The sequence below is a fragment of the Paenarthrobacter sp. DKR-5 genome, from assembly GCF_018531425.1.
GTDB lineage: Bacteria > Actinomycetota > Actinomycetes > Actinomycetales > Micrococcaceae > DKR-5.
In genome coordinates this window covers 178231-193148 of record NZ_JAHBOI010000006.1, presented here as the reverse complement: position 1 = coordinate 193148, position 14918 = coordinate 178231, and the positions used below count along the sequence as shown (strand labels likewise).

14 protein-coding genes are annotated in these 14918 nt (G+C 70.2%); 9 read left to right on the top strand and 5 right to left on the bottom strand.

The features are described from left to right. Positions 1-15: 15 nt before the first annotated feature. Both KIH31_RS14550 and KIH31_RS14545 read right to left on the bottom strand, forming a co-directional pair. A complete protein-coding gene (locus KIH31_RS14550) occupies positions 16-996 on the bottom strand; it encodes a hypothetical protein (RefSeq protein ID WP_214427853.1) in 981 nt (326 codons plus the stop codon). After that, complete coding sequence (locus tag KIH31_RS14545) at positions 980-2800, bottom strand: gamma-glutamyltransferase family protein (protein ID WP_214427852.1); 1821 nt, start codon at positions 2798-2800, stop codon at positions 980-982. Before KIH31_RS14545 ends, KIH31_RS14550 begins: the two co-directional genes overlap by 17 nt. A 95-nt stretch (positions 2801-2895) precedes the next feature. On the opposite strand from KIH31_RS14545, the gene KIH31_RS14540 reads away from it, so the two are divergent. Continuing rightward, complete coding sequence (locus tag KIH31_RS14540; RefSeq protein WP_214427851.1) at positions 2896-3249, top strand: hypothetical protein; 354 nt, start codon at positions 2896-2898, stop codon at positions 3247-3249. On the opposite strand, the gene KIH31_RS14535 is transcribed toward KIH31_RS14540, so the two are convergent. Then, a complete protein-coding gene (locus tag KIH31_RS14535) occupies positions 3212-5026 on the bottom strand; it encodes a chloride channel protein (protein WP_214427850.1) in 1815 nt (604 codons plus the stop codon). The genes KIH31_RS14540 and KIH31_RS14535 overlap by 38 nt on opposite strands. A gap of 113 nt (positions 5027-5139) precedes the next feature. Here KIH31_RS14535 and KIH31_RS18170 point away from each other — a divergent pair, with 113 nt between their 5' ends. The 6 genes from KIH31_RS18170 to KIH31_RS14505 all read left to right on the top strand — a co-directional run bounded on the left by KIH31_RS18170 (position 5140) and on the right by KIH31_RS14505 (position 11934). Beyond that, complete coding sequence (locus KIH31_RS18170) at positions 5140-5616, top strand: MarR family transcriptional regulator (protein WP_214427849.1); 477 nt, start codon at positions 5140-5142, stop codon at positions 5614-5616. Between the two features lie 2 nt (positions 5617-5618). Beyond that, positions 5619-6641 (top strand): cytochrome c oxidase assembly protein, encoded by a 1023-nt coding sequence (locus KIH31_RS14525; protein ID WP_214427848.1) that lies wholly within the window; start codon positions 5619-5621, stop codon positions 6639-6641. Between the two features lies 1 nt (position 6642). Continuing rightward, the gene (locus tag KIH31_RS14520; RefSeq protein ID WP_214427847.1) at positions 6643-7503 is read left to right on the top strand and encodes a cytochrome c biogenesis protein CcdA; all 861 of its coding nucleotides are present in this window, start codon (positions 6643-6645) and stop codon (positions 7501-7503) included. A gap of 48 nt (positions 7504-7551) precedes the next feature. Further along, positions 7552-8772 (top strand): redoxin domain-containing protein, encoded by a 1221-nt coding sequence (locus KIH31_RS14515; protein ID WP_214427846.1) that lies wholly within the window; start codon positions 7552-7554, stop codon positions 8770-8772. Positions 8773-8897: 125 nt separating this feature from the next. Then, positions 8898-11450 carry an aminopeptidase N gene (gene pepN / locus KIH31_RS14510; RefSeq protein ID WP_214427845.1) on the top strand — a complete coding sequence of 851 codons (2553 nt, stop codon included), beginning with the start codon at positions 8898-8900 and terminating at the stop codon, positions 11448-11450. Between the two features lie 13 nt (positions 11451-11463). Beyond that, positions 11464-11934: an OsmC family protein gene (locus KIH31_RS14505; protein ID WP_214427844.1), complete on the top strand. Its 471-nt coding sequence runs from the start codon at positions 11464-11466 to the stop codon at positions 11932-11934. A gap of 40 nt (positions 11935-11974) precedes the next feature. On the opposite strand, the gene KIH31_RS14500 is transcribed toward KIH31_RS14505, so the two are convergent. After that, complete coding sequence (locus KIH31_RS14500) at positions 11975-12970, bottom strand: epimerase (RefSeq protein WP_214427843.1); 996 nt, start codon at positions 12968-12970, stop codon at positions 11975-11977. Between the two features lie 96 nt (positions 12971-13066). Here KIH31_RS14500 and KIH31_RS14495 point away from each other — a divergent pair, with 96 nt between their 5' ends. Both KIH31_RS14495 and KIH31_RS14490 read left to right on the top strand, forming a co-directional pair. After that, a complete protein-coding gene (locus tag KIH31_RS14495) occupies positions 13067-13711 on the top strand; it encodes a mechanosensitive ion channel domain-containing protein (RefSeq protein WP_307857662.1) in 645 nt (214 codons plus the stop codon). Positions 13712-13715: 4 nt separating this feature from the next. After that, on the top strand, positions 13716-14219 hold the full coding sequence (locus tag KIH31_RS14490) for a globin (protein ID WP_214427842.1): 504 nt from the start codon (positions 13716-13718) through the stop codon (positions 14217-14219). A gap of 36 nt (positions 14220-14255) precedes the next feature. On the opposite strand, the gene KIH31_RS14485 is transcribed toward KIH31_RS14490, so the two are convergent. After that, on the bottom strand, positions 14256-14912 hold the full coding sequence (locus KIH31_RS14485) for a hypothetical protein (RefSeq protein ID WP_214427841.1): 657 nt from the start codon (positions 14910-14912) through the stop codon (positions 14256-14258). Positions 14913-14918: the final 6 nt, after the last annotated feature.

Sequence of the window (14918 nt, the reverse complement as noted above, 5' to 3'; positions counted from 1 at the left end):
TACCGGGCCTGTTCGTTACCTCCCGGCTGACCCTGCGGCCCGGAGCACCGCGGCGAGCTCTGCTGCGCGCTCGGCGCTTCGCGTTCCGACCACGACGTCGGGGCCGCCGCGGCGGTGCACGACGACGACGGGCCCGCTGCCGACCAGGTAGGAGGAACCGGCGGCCGTGACCCGGTAGCCCCAGCCGCCGTAGTCGCGGGCGGTTACCTCCCGTTCCTCGGCGCCGGCCAGCTCGGAGGCCGGCACGTTCAGCACCCTGACCAGCCCGGCGACCGCGACTTGCAGGCCGCCTGGACCCGCGGCGACCCGGGCCGCGAGGAACGCGGCGGCGAGCAGCACCAGCAGGACCACCAGCACGCCGAGCCACCACGCGGCCAGCGCGGTCAAGGTGCCAACAGAGACCGCCATCATCACGAGAAGGGTGTATACCGTGCTTCGCGGGTGCAGCCAGTAGACCAGGCCGGATTCCTCCTGCTGCGGCGCGAGCACCCGGCGGACCGCCTCCTCGTCCTGTTCGGTCCAGCGCGGCGGCGGCTGGTAGACAAAGCCCATCGTGGCGCCCAGGCCGAGGGCGGCACCGGCTCCCATCGCAAAGACGATGCTGTCCATGCTGCCGGCCCGCGCGTCGGGCACGTCGAGCTGGCCGACCACCAGCGACGCGAAAACGGCTGCCAGCAGCAGGGCCACCGCCGTGCCCGCCCCCATCAGCATCCGGCTCAGCACCGCCGAGTCCCGGCGGCGCGCACCTTGGATCATCAGGACGGCGCCTCCGGCCACGATGCAGCACCCCGCAACCGCGAGCAGCACGGGCAGCGGCGCGAAGACATCGGCCCCGGCAGAGCCCCAATGCAGTGCCAGCGGATCAGGCAGGCGACTGCGGAGCAGCCAGGTCAGCAGGTCAAAGACGGCAGCGAGCACGAAGGGAAAGCCGATCGCGAAGCGCAGCGCCCTCCGGTCGAACCGTTCCTGCCGGAACCCCTCATCGCCCGGCCGCATAGCCTTGCATCCCGCGTGGATTGGCGGCCGCATACAGCACGCCGCTCGCCGGGTTCCGGCCCGCCACGCAGAGCCTGCCCAGGGACCAGTCACCGGCCCGGGTCACCCGGTGCCCGCGTTGCTCCAGCCCGGCAATGACCTCCTCGCCGAGCCGGTCCTCGACCACGGCGCCGGCCGGCTCCCAGGTGCGCGGCCAGAACGAGCCGGCGAGGGAAGTGGTGTGGAAAGCGGGCGCGTCGATGGCTTCCTGCGGCGAATAGCCGCCCACGATGGTGCGCAGCAGGTAGAGCAGCTGCCACTGGTCCTGCTGGTCCCCGCCCGGGGAGCCCAGCGCGGTGTCGGTCCGGCCGCCGCGGGAAAGCATGGTGGGGGTCAGCGTAGTGCGCGGCCGGCCGCCGGGCCGTAGCGCGGAGGGCGCCTCCGACTCCAGCCACGTCATCTGCAGCCGGGTCCCGAGGCAGAAGCCCAGTTCGGGCACTGTCGGGGAGGACTGCAGCCAGCCGCCCGACGGCGTCGCCGCGACCATGTTGCCGTGCCGGTCCGTGACCGCAAGGTGGCAGGTGTCGCCCCGGGTCTCCCCGGAGGCTCGGACCGTCGGCTCGCCCACCGCCCCGTCCGGCGCGGCGGCGGTTCCGGCGCGCCACTCGTCCTCGGTGAGGAGCTTGGGCAGGTAGGGCTCGACGCCGTCGATGCGGCCCGGCCGGAACTCGGCGGATGCGCTCTCGCCGATCAGCGCGCGGCGCTCGGCTGCGTAACCGGAGGAGAGCAGCTGCTGCAGCGGCACGCGGGTGCTGTCCTGCGGGTCCCCGTAGTAGGCGTCCCGGTCTGCCATGGCCAGCTTCAGCGCCTCCAGGATGGTGTGGGCGCCCAGCTCCGTAGACGGATCCAGATGCGCGTCGTCGAACCCGTCGAGGATCGCCAGCGTCTGCAGCAGGACGGGCCCCTGCCCCCAGGGACCGGTCTTGGCAACCCGGACGCCACGGAAGGTCGCGGATACTGCAGGCTCGAACCCGGCCCGGAAGGCTGCGAAGTCGGAGGCCCCGATCACGGCGGCGTGGTCTCCACCGGTCGAATGCCGGTGCGGCGTCTTCAGGAACGCCGCGGCTTCCCGAGCGACAAATCCTTCCCGCCAGGCTCGGCCTGCAGCCTCAATGCCCTCGCGCCGGCTCCCCGCTCCGGCCGCCTCGGCGGCAAGCCGTTCCAGGGTGCGTGCGTACGCAGGGTTGGTGACCAGCTCACCTGCCTCGGGGACGCGCCCGCCGGGCATCCACTGGGCGGCGGAGCTGGGCCAGTGCTGTTCGAAGAGTTCGCGGACGGCGCCGATGGTGGCCGTAACGCGCGGCGCGACCGGGTGGCCGCCGCGGGCGTAGCCGATCGCGTACTCCAGGATGTCCGGCAGCGGCCAGCTGCCGTGCTCGGCCAGCAGCGTGAACCAGGCCTCGACCGCTCCGGGCACTGCCGCGGCCAGCCCACCGGTGCCCGGGACGAGGTCAAGCCCTTCGCCGCGGAAATGCTCAATGGTCGCACCCGCCGGGGCCGGCCCCTGACCCATCAGCACCTTCGGCTCGGCTCCGGCGACGCTGATGAGGGCGCTCATGTCCCCGCCCGGCCCGTTCAAATGGGGTTCGACCACGTGCAGCACGAAGGCTCCCGCTGCCGCGGCGTCGAATGCGTTCCCGCCGCGTTCGAGCACCGCCTGGGCCGACGCGGAAGCCAGCCAGTGGGTGGAGGAGACCATCCCGAAGTTCCCTTGCAGGGTGGGGCGGGTGGTGACAGCAGGCGGCGGGGTGAACGGGAAGACCATGGAGCACAGCCTACGCTTCGGGGACCAACGGCTCTGCCGTTTCCGCCGGCTCCGCGCCAAACTGGGGTCGGGGCGGAAGCGTGGAGGAGCTGGCAATGAAGGCGTTGGAGCAGGTGGCCGTCGGGATGAGGGTGGTCGACGCCGGGGGCCACGAAATCGGCAAGGTGCACCTGGTCAAAGCTGCCGATCCGAAAGCCGCGGCGTTCGAAGCCCGGTTGGCCGCGGCGCCCGGCAGTCTGATCAATCTGGGCCTAAGCTCCATCGCCGGCCGCGAGCCGAAGGTGCCCCCGGAGATGGCCGTCCGGCTGTTCCGCGAGGGGTACATCAAGATCGACGCCGAGGGCTTCTTCGGCACCGACAGCTACGCCGCAGGGGACGTGATCGACAGGGTGGAGCAGCGCACCGTCCACCTCACGCTGACCCGGCACGAACTCGACGCACTGGAGTAGGCGCAGGGCGGGAGAGGACCCGGAGCACCGCGTCGGGGCTGATCCAGCCGCGCAGGACGCCGTCGCCGTCGGTCACCGGGACGCCGCCGCTGGCGGCAAAGTCGAGCACCGGCTGCAAGGCGGTGTCGAGGGTGTCGGTCAGCAGGACGGTCGCCGGCATCTCGACGACATCGGAAAGCCGCAGGCTGTCTTTGTCCTGGTCGCTGCCGAGCACCTCGGAGAGCCCCTGCACCGTGGCAAGGCCCTGCAACCGGCCGCCGGGTTCCGTAACCGGCAGCGCCGAGCGGCCCGAAGCGAGCAGCAGCTGCGCGCCGTCACCCACCCGGAGCGCACCGGAGAGGATGCCTCCTGTGCTCTCGTCCATGACCGCCGCGACGGTGGTCCCGCGCAGGACCTCGGTGCCGGGGTGCCGCTCGAGGTCCACGCCCCGGCGGTGCAGCTTCAGCGTGTAGATAGTGTCCTTGCTCAGGACCTTGGAGACACCGGTGGACACGACGATCGCGAGCATCAGCGGAAGGATGATGGTGTACTCCCCCGTGAGCTCAAACATGATGAGCACCGCGGTGATCGGCGCCCGGGCGGCTCCGGCGAACACCGAGCCCATCCCCACCAGCGCGAACGCGCCCACCTGGCCGTGCAGCCCCGGCACCAGCGCGCCCGCTGCCTCTCCGAAGGCAGCGCCGAGCATGGCCCCGATGAACAAGGACGGCGCAAAGACGCCGCCTGAGCCTCCGACGCCGATCGTCAGGCTGGTCGCCACCATCTTGCCCGCCAGGAGCAGGAGCAGGAAGCCCAGGGCGTAGCTGCCGCCGACCCCTGCCTGCAGTACGGGGTAGCCCACCCCGTACAGCTGCGGGAGTGCCAGCAGCAGCAGCCCCAGCAGGAGGCCGCCGACCACGGGACGGAGCCACTCCGGCCCCCGCCAGGCCCAGTCACAGAGGTCCTCGATCTTGTACAGCACGCGGGTGAAGCCGACGCCCACGGCGGCGGCGAGCAGTCCCAGCAGGATGAAGAGCGGGTATTCCCAGGCGGTTGACACTGCGAAGGGCGGCAGTTTCAGGAACGGATCGTCCCCGAGGAGGGTACGGCCGATCACCGATGCCGTCACCGAGGACAGGACCACGGCCCCGAACGATCCGGCTGTGAAGTCCGAGAGCAGCAACTCAAGCGCGAAGAACACGCCGGCGATCGGCGCGTTGAAGGTAGCAGCAATGCCGCCGGCCGCGCCGCAGGCGACGAGGGTCCGCACCCGGGTTTCGGGAAGACGGAAGATGCGCGCCAGGCTCGAGCCAAGGGCCGAGCCGATCTGCACGATCGGGCCCTCGCGCCCTACCGAACCTCCGGAGCCGATGCAGACCGCCGACGCCAGAGCTTTGACCACGGCGACCCGTCCGGCGATGCGCCCGCCGCGCTGGTTCACCGCGTACATCACTTCGGGGACGCCGTGGCCCCTGGCTTCCGGAGCGAAACGCTGCACCAGCGGACCTTGAATGAGACCGCCGACGGCCGGGGCAAGCACGACAAAGAAGGCTCCCAGGAGCGGAAGCCAGGGGTGGGCCGGGTGGCCGTGGCTGGCGGAGTAGTCAGCGGAGCCGGAGAAGAACCAGGTGGCAGCCGTGATCAGCCACCGGAACCCGACCGCCGCCAGCCCGGCTCCGGCACCGACGCACACCGCGAGCAGCGATAGCCCGGAGGAACTCGACCCCAGTCGGGCCCACATGGTCCTGGGCAGGCGGGCCTGGCGCTGCACGACGGGGGCGGTTGGCAAGGCGGACACGGCACTCCTCAAGCGTTGCGCGGCGCAACGGATGTACTGGGACAATGGTTGTACACCGATAATATATGTATGGTGATAAGAGTTTGCACCACCGCTATCGAAAGGTCGGGTCTGTGACCGCCACTGAAGCACGCACGGCCGGAGGACCCGTGGACCCTGCGCTGACTGCGTCACGGGCAATGGTGGGAGTGATTGCACGCTCGCTGGCGGGTATCGCCGACACTGTGAGCCTCCCCCAGTTCCGCGTCCTCGTCCTGCTCGCATCCCAAGGTCCGAGCCGGATGGGTGACCTGGCTCACCGGCTCGGCCTTCACCAGTCCAGCTTCAGCCGGACAGCCGACCGCATGGAGGCAGCCGGGCTCATCACCCGCCGGCCCAGCCCGGGAAGCAGGCGGGAAGTGCTCATCGAAGCTACGGACGAAGGCCTCAAACACGTCGACGACGTCACCGAGGCGCGGCGGAGGGACATCGCTGCCATCATGGAACGGCTCACCGCCGCCGAGCAGGCGCAGGTAGCTGCAGGCTTCGAACTGTTCGCACGGGCCGCCGGCGAACCGTCGGTGGCTGACGGCCTGCTGCTCGGGCTGTAGGGATGACACCGTTGTCCATGCCCGGCGGCGCCAGCGGACCCGGGATGACCGGGCCGATGTGGATGCCGGCGCTTCCCCCGACGGTCGAGCGGGTCCTGGCCTGGCACCCGCAACCTGTCCCGGTGCTGCCGCTGTTCGGCGCGTTCCTGCTCGGCGCCTATCTCACAGGGCTGCTCGTGCTGCACCGCCGGGGCGTGCGCTGGCCCCTCCCGCGGACAGTATTTTGGGTCCTCGGCATCGGGACCTTCCTCGCCGTGACGGCGACCGGCGTCGACGGATACGGGATGGAACTGTTCAGCGTCCACATGGTCCAGCACATGGTGCTCAGCATGCTCTCCCCTGTCCTCCTCGCCCTGGGGGCACCTGTCACCCTGCTGCTGCGGGCGCTTCCCGCCGGCCGGGGACGGCGCGGCGCACCGCGGCGGGCTGTGCTCTGGCTCCTGCACACCCGGGGCGCCCGCGTCCTCGCCCACCCCGCGGTGACAACGGCACTGTTCCTGATGAGCCTGTACGGGCTGTATTTCACCCCGGTGTTCGACTTCCTGATGGGAACCTGGTGGGGGCACAACCTCATGCTGCTCCACTTCCTTTTGATCGGCCTGCTCTACTTCTGGGGCATCCTCGGCGTCGATCCCTCCCCGCGGCAGGCATCCGGCGGGGTGCGCCGCTCGGCCCGGGCGGTCCTCCCCATCCTGGAACTCGCCGCGACCACGCCGTTCCACGCCTTCTTCGGCGTCGTCGTCATGATGTCCACCGGGCTGATTGTGCATTTCTACGCGGCACCCATACCGGGCTGGAGCATCCAGCCCCTCGCCGACCAGGCCACCGGCGGCGGCATCGCCTGGGGCTTCACGGAGCTGCCCACGCTGCTGGTCCTCGGCGCCCTGGTCATGAAGTGGCAGAAGTCCGAGGCACGCTCCACCCGCTCCGCGGAGCGCCGCAAGGGGCGCAACGGCGACGCGGACCTGGAGGCCTACAACGCATACCTGCGCAGCCTCGAGGGCCGCACGGAAGGCAGGAGCTGAGGTGACCGCACCCCTCGACGGAGGCTCGCCCCTCTACGCGTTCACGCTCGGGCTCGCCGCCGCACTCAACCCGTGCGGTTTCCCGCTGTTGCCGGCTTACCTCTCTCTGTTCAGCGGCGGAGCTGAAGGCCGGACCGCTCCTGTGGTGCCACGGGTGGCACGCGCCCTCCTGTCCGGGGCAGGGGTGACGGTAGGCTTCATCCTCGTCTTCGGCGCGCTGGGGCTGCTCATTGAAACAGGAGCCCAAATCGTCACCGAGTGGCTGCCGTGGGCGATGGCCGCGGTGGGGCTGGCCTTGGCCGCCGCCGGCGCCCTCACTCTGGCAGGCAGGCCGCCGCGCCTTCCGCTGCCCGTTCCGGGCGTTGCCGCGGGCCGCTCGCTGACGGCCATGGCGGGCTACGGCGCCACGTACGCCATTGGATCCTTGACCTGTTCGCTGCCGCTGTTCCTCGCCTCCGTCGGCAATGCGTTCCTGCGCCGAGGCTTTCTCAACGGGTTCTCGACCTACCTCGCCTACGCCCTGGGCATGGGCCTCTTCGTCACTGCCGCCGCAGTCGTGTCCTGCACGGCCGGGGCAGTGATGCTGCGCAGGTTCCGCTCAGCGGGCCGCTGGCTGCCCGCCTTATCCGGCATCGTGTTGTTCCTTTCCGGCGCCTATCTTGCCTTCTACTGGGTCTCGGAGCTGGTCTCCCCTGCCGCCGGTCCCGCAACCGCCGCGGCAAACGGCCTCCCGCAGGCTGCGGTCGCGCTGATCGGCGCGCATCCGCTCGGGACCGCCGCCGCACTGGGAATCCTCGTCGTCGCGTCGTACGCCCTCGTGGCTTACCGGTCGCTGGCATCCTCCCGGCGGCGCGCCCGCTGAACGGCCGGTCGCCGACCTCCGAAAACTCGCTGAAAGGTCCCATTCCCTATGACAGTCCCCCCACAGGACAGCCCCCAAACCTCCGGCGGCACCGGCAAAGGACCTGCCCTGCTGTGGGCAGCCGCCGCGCTGGCGATCGCTCTCGCAGTGGCCGGCATTTTCCTCACCGCCGGGGGCCACGGTCACCCCGCTGCCGCGGCGGCGGCTGCAGCGCCGGTCGAGCCCGGCATCAACACCGCCGCATCCGAGCTCATCCAGCTCGACGTCCTTCCCGCGCCGCCGCGCACCGCGCCCGACTTCCACCTCACGGACCAGCACGGCCGCGCTGTCAGCCTCTCCCAGTTCCGCGGCAAATCCGTCGTCCTCTCGTTCAACGATGACCGCTGCCAGGACCTGTGCACGCTTCTGGCCCAGGACGTGTCGGCTGCCAACCAGGACCTGGGCAGCGCCGCGCGGAACGTCGTCTTCCTGTCCGTGAATGTGAACCCCTTCCACCCCGCCGTCAACGACGTGAGGGCCTGGACCCAGGAGCACGGCCTCGGGAACGCGGCGAACTGGATCTACGCCACCGGCAGCGACGCGCAGCTGAAGGCAACGGCCGCCAAGTACTATGTCCCGGTCAGCACCGACCCGAAGACCGGCGAGGTGACGCACGGTTCGGAACTGTTCTTCATCGACCCGTCCGGCAAGCAGGTTGCGATGGGCCAGTTCGGCACCGAGTCAGCCAACACGGCGCTGTTCGCCCATGCCATGGCGCAGATGGCGGCAGACCTGCTCCCGGACGCCGGCTCCATCAGGGTTTCCGGACCGCAACCCGCCGAGGCCGCTGCCGGCACGCCGGCACTGAACCAGCCCGCACCCGGCTTCACGCTGCCGGTTCTTTCACAGCCGGAGAGCACCACCTCTCTGCGGGCGCAGCGCGGGAAGTACACGGTGCTCAACTTCTGGGCGGGCACCTGTTCGGCTTGCGTGAGCGAGATGCCCGCACTCGAGAAGGCCCACCGAGAGCTCGGGCCGGCCGTGTCCTTCCTCGGTGTCGACGTCGCCGACCCTGCCGGCTCCGGCACTGCCCTCGCGCGGCACTCCGGCACCACCTACCCGCTGCTTACCGACCGCACGGGCACGACGGCAGCCGCCTACGCGATTCCGGGACTTCCCTTCACCGCCATCATCGGCCCGGACGGAAAGCTCCTCGTGCGCCACCCCGGCACGTTCAGCACGCAGCAGCTCGAATACATTCTCAACACCCTCGATTCGTCGCTGAAATGACGGCACACCTCCGCACCGGCCCTCGGACCGTACCGGGGGCCCTGGTGAGAGAATGGCAGCATTGAGCGCCGGCGCCAATCCTGCCGGCGGCCACCCCAAACACTGGAGGCACAACCTTGCCAGGCATGAACCTGACGCGCGCCGAAGCCCGCGAGCGCGCCGCCCTCTTGAACGTCCAGTCCTATGACGTCAGCCTCGACCTGACCCGGGGCGGGAAAGTGTTCGGCTCCACGACGACGGTGAGGTTCAGTGCCGTGTCGGGAAGCTCCACCTTCATTGACGCCGTCACCAGCACGGTCCACTCGGTCACGCTCAACGGAGAGCAGCTGGACCCGGGACAGGTCAGCGACGGCGTGCGCATCCAGCTGCCGTCCCTCGCCGAGGAGAACGAGCTGACCGTCGTCGCCGACGCGCTGTACATGAACACGGGTGAGGGCCTGCACCGCTTCGTGGACCCGGTGGACGGAGAGGTGTACCTGTACACGCAGTTCGAGGTCCCCGATTCGCGCCGGATGTTCGCGGTGTTCGAGCAGCCGGACCTGAAGGCGCGCTTCCGCTTCACGGTCACGGCGCCGTCGCACTGGGACGTCATCTCCAACTCCCCCACCCCGGCGCCGGTCCAGGCGCCCTCCGGCGAGGACGGAGGCGCCCGCTCGGTCTGGTCCTTCGAGCCGACTCCGGTCCTGTCCTCGTATGTGACCGCCCTCATCGCCGGACCGTACCAGTCGGTGCGCGGCGAGCTCACCAGCGCCGACGGCCGGACGATCCCGCTGGGCGTCTTCGCGCGCAAGTCCCTGATGCAGTACATGGACGCCGACAATGTCTTCGATCTCACCCGCCGGGGCTTTGAGTTCTTCGAGGCGCAGTTCGGCACTCCGTATCCGTTCGAAAAGTACGATCAGCTCTTTGTCCCCGAATTCAATGCCGGAGCCATGGAGAACGCCGGGGCCGTCACCTTCCTGGAGACCTATGTGTTCCGCTCGAAGGTGACCGAATCCGTCATCGAACGGCGCGCCATCACCATCCTGCACGAGCTCGCGCACATGTGGTTCGGTGACCTCGTCACCATGAAGTGGTGGAACGACCTGTGGCTGAACGAGTCCTTCGCCGAGTACATGTCACACCTCGCGGCGGCGGAGAACACCGAATTCAGCCACGCCTGGACCACCTTCGCGTCGCTGGAGAAGTCCTGGGCCTACCGGCAGGACCAGCTGCCCACGACGCACCCGATCTTCGCCGAGATCAACGACCTGCAGGACGTGGAGGTCAACTTCGACGGGATCACCTATGCCAAGGGCGCGTCGGTGCTCAAGCAACTCGTTGCCTGGGTGGGCCAGGAGCAGTTCATGGCCGGCGTGCGCGAATACTTCGCCAAGCACGCGTACGCGAACACCGAACTGACGGACCTGCTCTCCGAGCTTGAGGCGGCCAGCGGCCGGGACCTGAAGCAGTGGTCGGAGAAGTGGCTGGAAACCGCGGGAGTGAACACCCTCGCGGCGGACCTGGACCTGGCCGAGGACGGCACGATCCGTTCCTTCGCCGTCCTGCAGAGCGCCATCGAAGAGCAGCCCACGCTGCGTCCGCACCGGCTCGCGATCGGCTTCTACGACCTCGCCGACGGCAAACTCGTGCGCACGCACCGCGAGGAGCTCGACGTCGACGGTCCGCGCACGGAAGTGCCGGAGCTCGCCGGCCTCCCCCGGCCCGCACTGGTCCTGCTCAATGACGACGACCTCGCCTACGCGAAGGTTCGGCTGGATGAGCAGTCCCTCGCGACGGCAAAGGCGCACCTGAAGGACTTCGACCGGTCCCTGCCGCGCACCCTCGTCTGGGCCTCCGCCTGGGACGGCGTGCGCGACGGCGAAACCTCCGCACGCGAGTACGTGGACCTCGTGCTCTCCAACGTCGCGTTCGAATCGGATTCCACGGTGGTGACCGTGCTGCTGCGCCAGCTCGCCACGGCACTGGACTACTACGTGGCACCCGAATTCCGGGACCAGGCCTCCGCGGACGCGGCCGGCCGGCTCCGGGAGCTGAGCGCCGCTGCGCCGGCCGGCTCCGACGCCCAGCTGCACTTCGTGAAGGCCTTCGCCCAGCACGCCGGCACGGCCGCCCAGTTGGACGACGTAGCCGGTCTGTTGGCGGGCAGCTGGGTTTTGGGCGGCCTGACCGTGGACCAGGACCTGCGCTGGGAACTGCTGACCTCCCTGGTGGCCGGCGGCCGTGCCGGCCAGTCCGAGATCGACGCGGAACTGGAGCGGGACCACACCGCCAGCGGCCAGCGTGCCGCGGCGGCCGCCACCGCCGCTGTTCCGACGGCCGAAGCCAAGGAAGCCGCCTGGCAGCGGATCGTCGTCGAGGGCTCGCTCTCGAATGCGATCCAGGGCGCCGCCATCCAGGGGTTCACCCGCGTGCACGACGTCGCGCTGCTGGAACCGTTCGCGGAGCGCTACCTGCAGGCGGTGCCCGAGGTGTCGAAGTCCCGCACGCATGCCCTGGCCCAGCAGATCCTCGTCGGCCTCTACCCCTCCCGGCTGATCAGCGAGGAAACGGTGCGGCGCACCGACGAGTTCCTTGCCGGCCTGGACCCTGAAGCTGCGGCCGTCCGGAGGACGCTGCTGGAGAACCGCGACGGCGTCGTCCGGGCCTTGAAGGCCCAGGCCGCCGACGCCCGCTGAGGAGGCAACACCAATGGTCATCGGCAACGAGCACTCCTACGAAGTGACAGTGCGCTGGACCGGGAACCGCGGCACGGGGACCTCCGGCTACCGCGCGTACGGACGGGACCATGAGGTCTCGGCCGCAGGCCTTCCGGCGCTGCTCGGGTCCGCGGACCCGACCTTCCACGGCGACAAGGACCGGTGGAACCCGGAACAGCTGCTCCTCTCGGCGCTTGCCCAGTGCCACATGCTCTCCTACCTGCATGTGGCAGTCAGCCACGGCGTGGTCGTCCTCGGCTACGAGGACACGGCCACCGGGACCATGGTGCTGAACCGGGACGGCAGCGGCCAGTTCACCGCCGCCACGCTGCACCCGCGGGTGAAGCTGGCGGACCCGGCGCAGGCCGCACTGGCGGATTCGCTGCATGAAGAGGCCTCCGCCAAGTGCTTCATCGCCCGGTCGGTCAACTTCCCGGTGGGACACGAGCCCAGCGCCGGCTAGCCGGGTAGCCGACTAGCCGGGCGGCTGCGCTGCTGACCCGTCAGGGCCGGGTCGCCGCCCGGAGGAGCGAGACCAGTTCGCGTTCCCGGGCGGCGCTCAGCCCTGCCTTGCGCGGCCGGTCCAGCCCCAGCTCCCGCTCGTACGCCAGGGCGGCTTCCACCGTCTCCTCCAGCGGCCGCAGCGTCAGACCCTGCTCAAGGGCCGCGGCGGCGGACCGGGAACCGAAACCCTCATAGCCGGACGGCAGCCAGAGCGGCAGCGATTCCTCGCCCGCCCAGGGCCTCACCCCCTGCGCCTGAAGCCAGTCCGCGGGCGCCGGGACTGCGGTGCCCTCGAACCCGGAGGCTTCCATCGCCGCGCCGAGCACCGTGCGCAACTCGGTCGGGCGGCCCACTGCGTTGAACGGCCCGGTGACGCCTTCTTCGGCCGCGTCGATGAGCCACGCCGCCAGATCCCGCACATCGATGACCTGCACCAGCGTCTCCGGGGTGTCAGGGACTACGGCGGGCTCGGAACTGCGCGCGAACCGCGCAGGCCAGTAGCCGAACCGGTCACTGCCGTCGCCCGGTCCGCCGATCAGGCCCGGGCGGCTGATGTGCAGGCGGGAGCCGACCGCCTCCACGCTGAGCTGCTCGCAGGCAACCTTGGCCTCGCCGTAGTCCCCGGGTCCTGCCTCGGCGCCCGAGTGGTGCGGCAGCAGCACAGCTTCCTCGCCCAGGCCCGGAACCGCATGGTCGGCGTAGACGGAGCAACTGGAGACATACGTCCAGTGCCGCGCCCGCGGCGCCAGCACTTTCAGCGCCTCGCGCACATGGCCCGGCTGCCAGGAGACGTCGACGACGGCGTCCCAGTCGCCGTCGAGCCCGTCGTAGGCGCGCGTACCATCGGAACGGTCCGCGGCGACCAGCGTGGCGCCTTCCGGGACACGCCCGGACACACCTCGCGCGAGGCAGGTGACCTCGTGGCCGCGCTGCACCGCTTCACGCGCGGTATGTGCCGAGAGAAAAACCGTTCCGCCCAGGATCAGGATGCGCATCCTCCCAGACTACAAAGCTAGGCTTGATGGGTCATTAGCTCCGGCCGCCGCCCACCGGGCCTGCGGCGGCCCCGACCAACCGCAGGAGGAACATAGGTGACAGGCAACTGGGAAAACGACTGGCACATACTGGCCGGCGCCGGCTGGGTCGTCCTGGTCGGGCTGCTCGTCTGGGCCGGCGCCCAGTTCGTGATCTCACGAATCGTCAACAGGATCACCAACGGGTACGCCATGTTCAAGAAACCCCACTTCCGCTGGGCGGCGCCGGTGCTGCGGACCCTGGACCACGCCCGCAGGGTGCAGCGGGCCGAGACGATCGGGTCCCTGCTGCGCAGCGTGATTACCGTCGTCATCGTCACCGTCGTGGTCATCACCGTGCTGCAGACCCTGGGCATGCCCGTCGCGACCCTCCTCACCAGCGTTGGCATCCTCGGCGTGGCCGTCGGCTTCGGCGCCCAGCAGCTCATCCGGGACTTCCTGTCCGGCATCTTCATCACCTTGGAGGACCAGTTCGGCATCGGGGACGTCATCGAATGCGGCGAGGTCGTGGGCGTGGTCGAGTCGCTGGGGCTGCGCATCACGCGTGTCCGGGGCGACGACGGCGCCGTCTGGTACCTGCGCAACGGAGAGATCCTCCGGGTCGGCAACCGGTCCCAGGGCACCTACGTGGCGCCGGAACCGGCCGGAGCGGGCCCGGAGACCTCCCCCGACGCTGCGCCCGAGCAAAAGGCTGGAGAATAGGGTTATGTCCGATTCCCGTGATCCTGCCGGCCCCCGTCCCGACGACGCCGAGGGGGGCACCCCCATCCCTTCCCGGTTCGGCGCGCCGCTCGCCCGGCTTGTGCCCGTCGGGCGGCCGTTGGACCAGCCTGCCTACACCGAAAACTTCTATGAGGCAGTGGGCGGACACGAGACCTTCGTGAAACTCGTCGATGTCTTCTACGAGGGCGTCGCCGAGGACGAACTGCTGCGTCCGATGTACCCGGAGGAAGATCTGGGACCGGCCAGGGAGCGCCTCACCCTGTTCCTGGAGCAGTACTGGGGCGGCCCGCGGACCTACCTCGAACGACGTGGACACCCCAGGCTGCGGATGCGGCACGCCCCCTTCGAGGTGACACCCCGGGCCCGGGACCGGTGGCTGGCCCACATGCGGACCGCCGTCGACGCACTGGAGCTCCCGCCCCTGCAGGAGGGCACGCTCTGGGACTATCTGGAGCGCGCGGCGCACTCGATGGTCAACAGCGCCTGAGCTCCAACAGCTCCGCCCTGCGGGTTGGCTGGCGGTTCAGAGGCTGGCTGCGGGGCGCACCAGGACATGGCCCTGCGCGGTGCTGATCCGCACCCAGCGGGCCTCCTCGTAGACGGACGCGGTGCCGCCGGGAGCCCAGAAACCGAGGGCGTACCCAGCGAACGCCGCCCCGGCCGGAACCTGCGGCGCGTCCGGCAGCGGCCGGCCCCAAACGGTTGCCCGGACATTGTTGACGATCAGTGCGCCTGGATTTGCCGGCACCGTGTCCGCCACATCGCGGACCCCTGCCTTCGCGGCGGCGATCAGTTCATCGGTGCCCAGCTCCCCGGTCCTTGACCAGCCGCCGCGCGGCGGGCTCACGGCCGCCCAGGCCTCGTTGGCGCCTACCGGCGGCAGCGGCAGGACGGCGTCGTCGACCCCCATCCGCGCGAGCCGGTCCGCCACGGACGCGAGCGGGACGGTCACATCCACCTCGGCCGGATCGGCCAGCGGCATGGTGCGCAGGCCCAGGATGGTCGGCATAGCCTCGCCCAGCAGGCGCGGGCGCATCACGCACACATAAGCGGCGAGGACCTTCCCGCCCGCCTGCAGGCGCACCGCGCCGTCCTCCGCCGCCCGGGCGCGGGTAACGAAGGTGCGCAGGTCCGCTGCGGTCCGCGGGTCGGCGAGAACCAGCTCAGCCGGGGTTGCCACCGGCGG

What these genes read in the sequence shown, in the direction of transcription:
- KIH31_RS14550 (WP_214427853.1), bottom strand. Translation starts at nt 996, where the DNA reads ATGCGGCCGGGCGATGAGGGGTTCCGGCAGGAACGGTTCGACCGGAGG.
- KIH31_RS14545 (WP_214427852.1), bottom strand. Translation starts at nt 2,800, where the DNA reads ATGGTCTTCCCGTTCACCCCGCCGCCTGCTGTCACCACCCGCCCCACC.
- KIH31_RS14540 (WP_214427851.1), top strand. Translation starts at nt 2,896, where the DNA reads ATGAAGGCGTTGGAGCAGGTGGCCGTCGGGATGAGGGTGGTCGACGCC.
- KIH31_RS14525 (WP_214427848.1), top strand. Translation starts at nt 5,619, where the DNA reads ATGACACCGTTGTCCATGCCCGGCGGCGCCAGCGGACCCGGGATGACC.
- KIH31_RS14515 (WP_214427846.1), top strand. Translation starts at nt 7,552, where the DNA reads ATGACAGTCCCCCCACAGGACAGCCCCCAAACCTCCGGCGGCACCGGC.
- pepN (WP_214427845.1), top strand. Translation starts at nt 8,898, where the DNA reads ATGAACCTGACGCGCGCCGAAGCCCGCGAGCGCGCCGCCCTCTTGAAC.
- KIH31_RS14505 (WP_214427844.1), top strand. Translation starts at nt 11,464, where the DNA reads ATGGTCATCGGCAACGAGCACTCCTACGAAGTGACAGTGCGCTGGACC.
- KIH31_RS14500 (WP_214427843.1), bottom strand. Translation starts at nt 12,970, where the DNA reads ATGCGCATCCTGATCCTGGGCGGAACGGTTTTTCTCTCGGCACATACC.
- KIH31_RS14490 (WP_214427842.1), top strand. Translation starts at nt 13,716, where the DNA reads ATGTCCGATTCCCGTGATCCTGCCGGCCCCCGTCCCGACGACGCCGAG.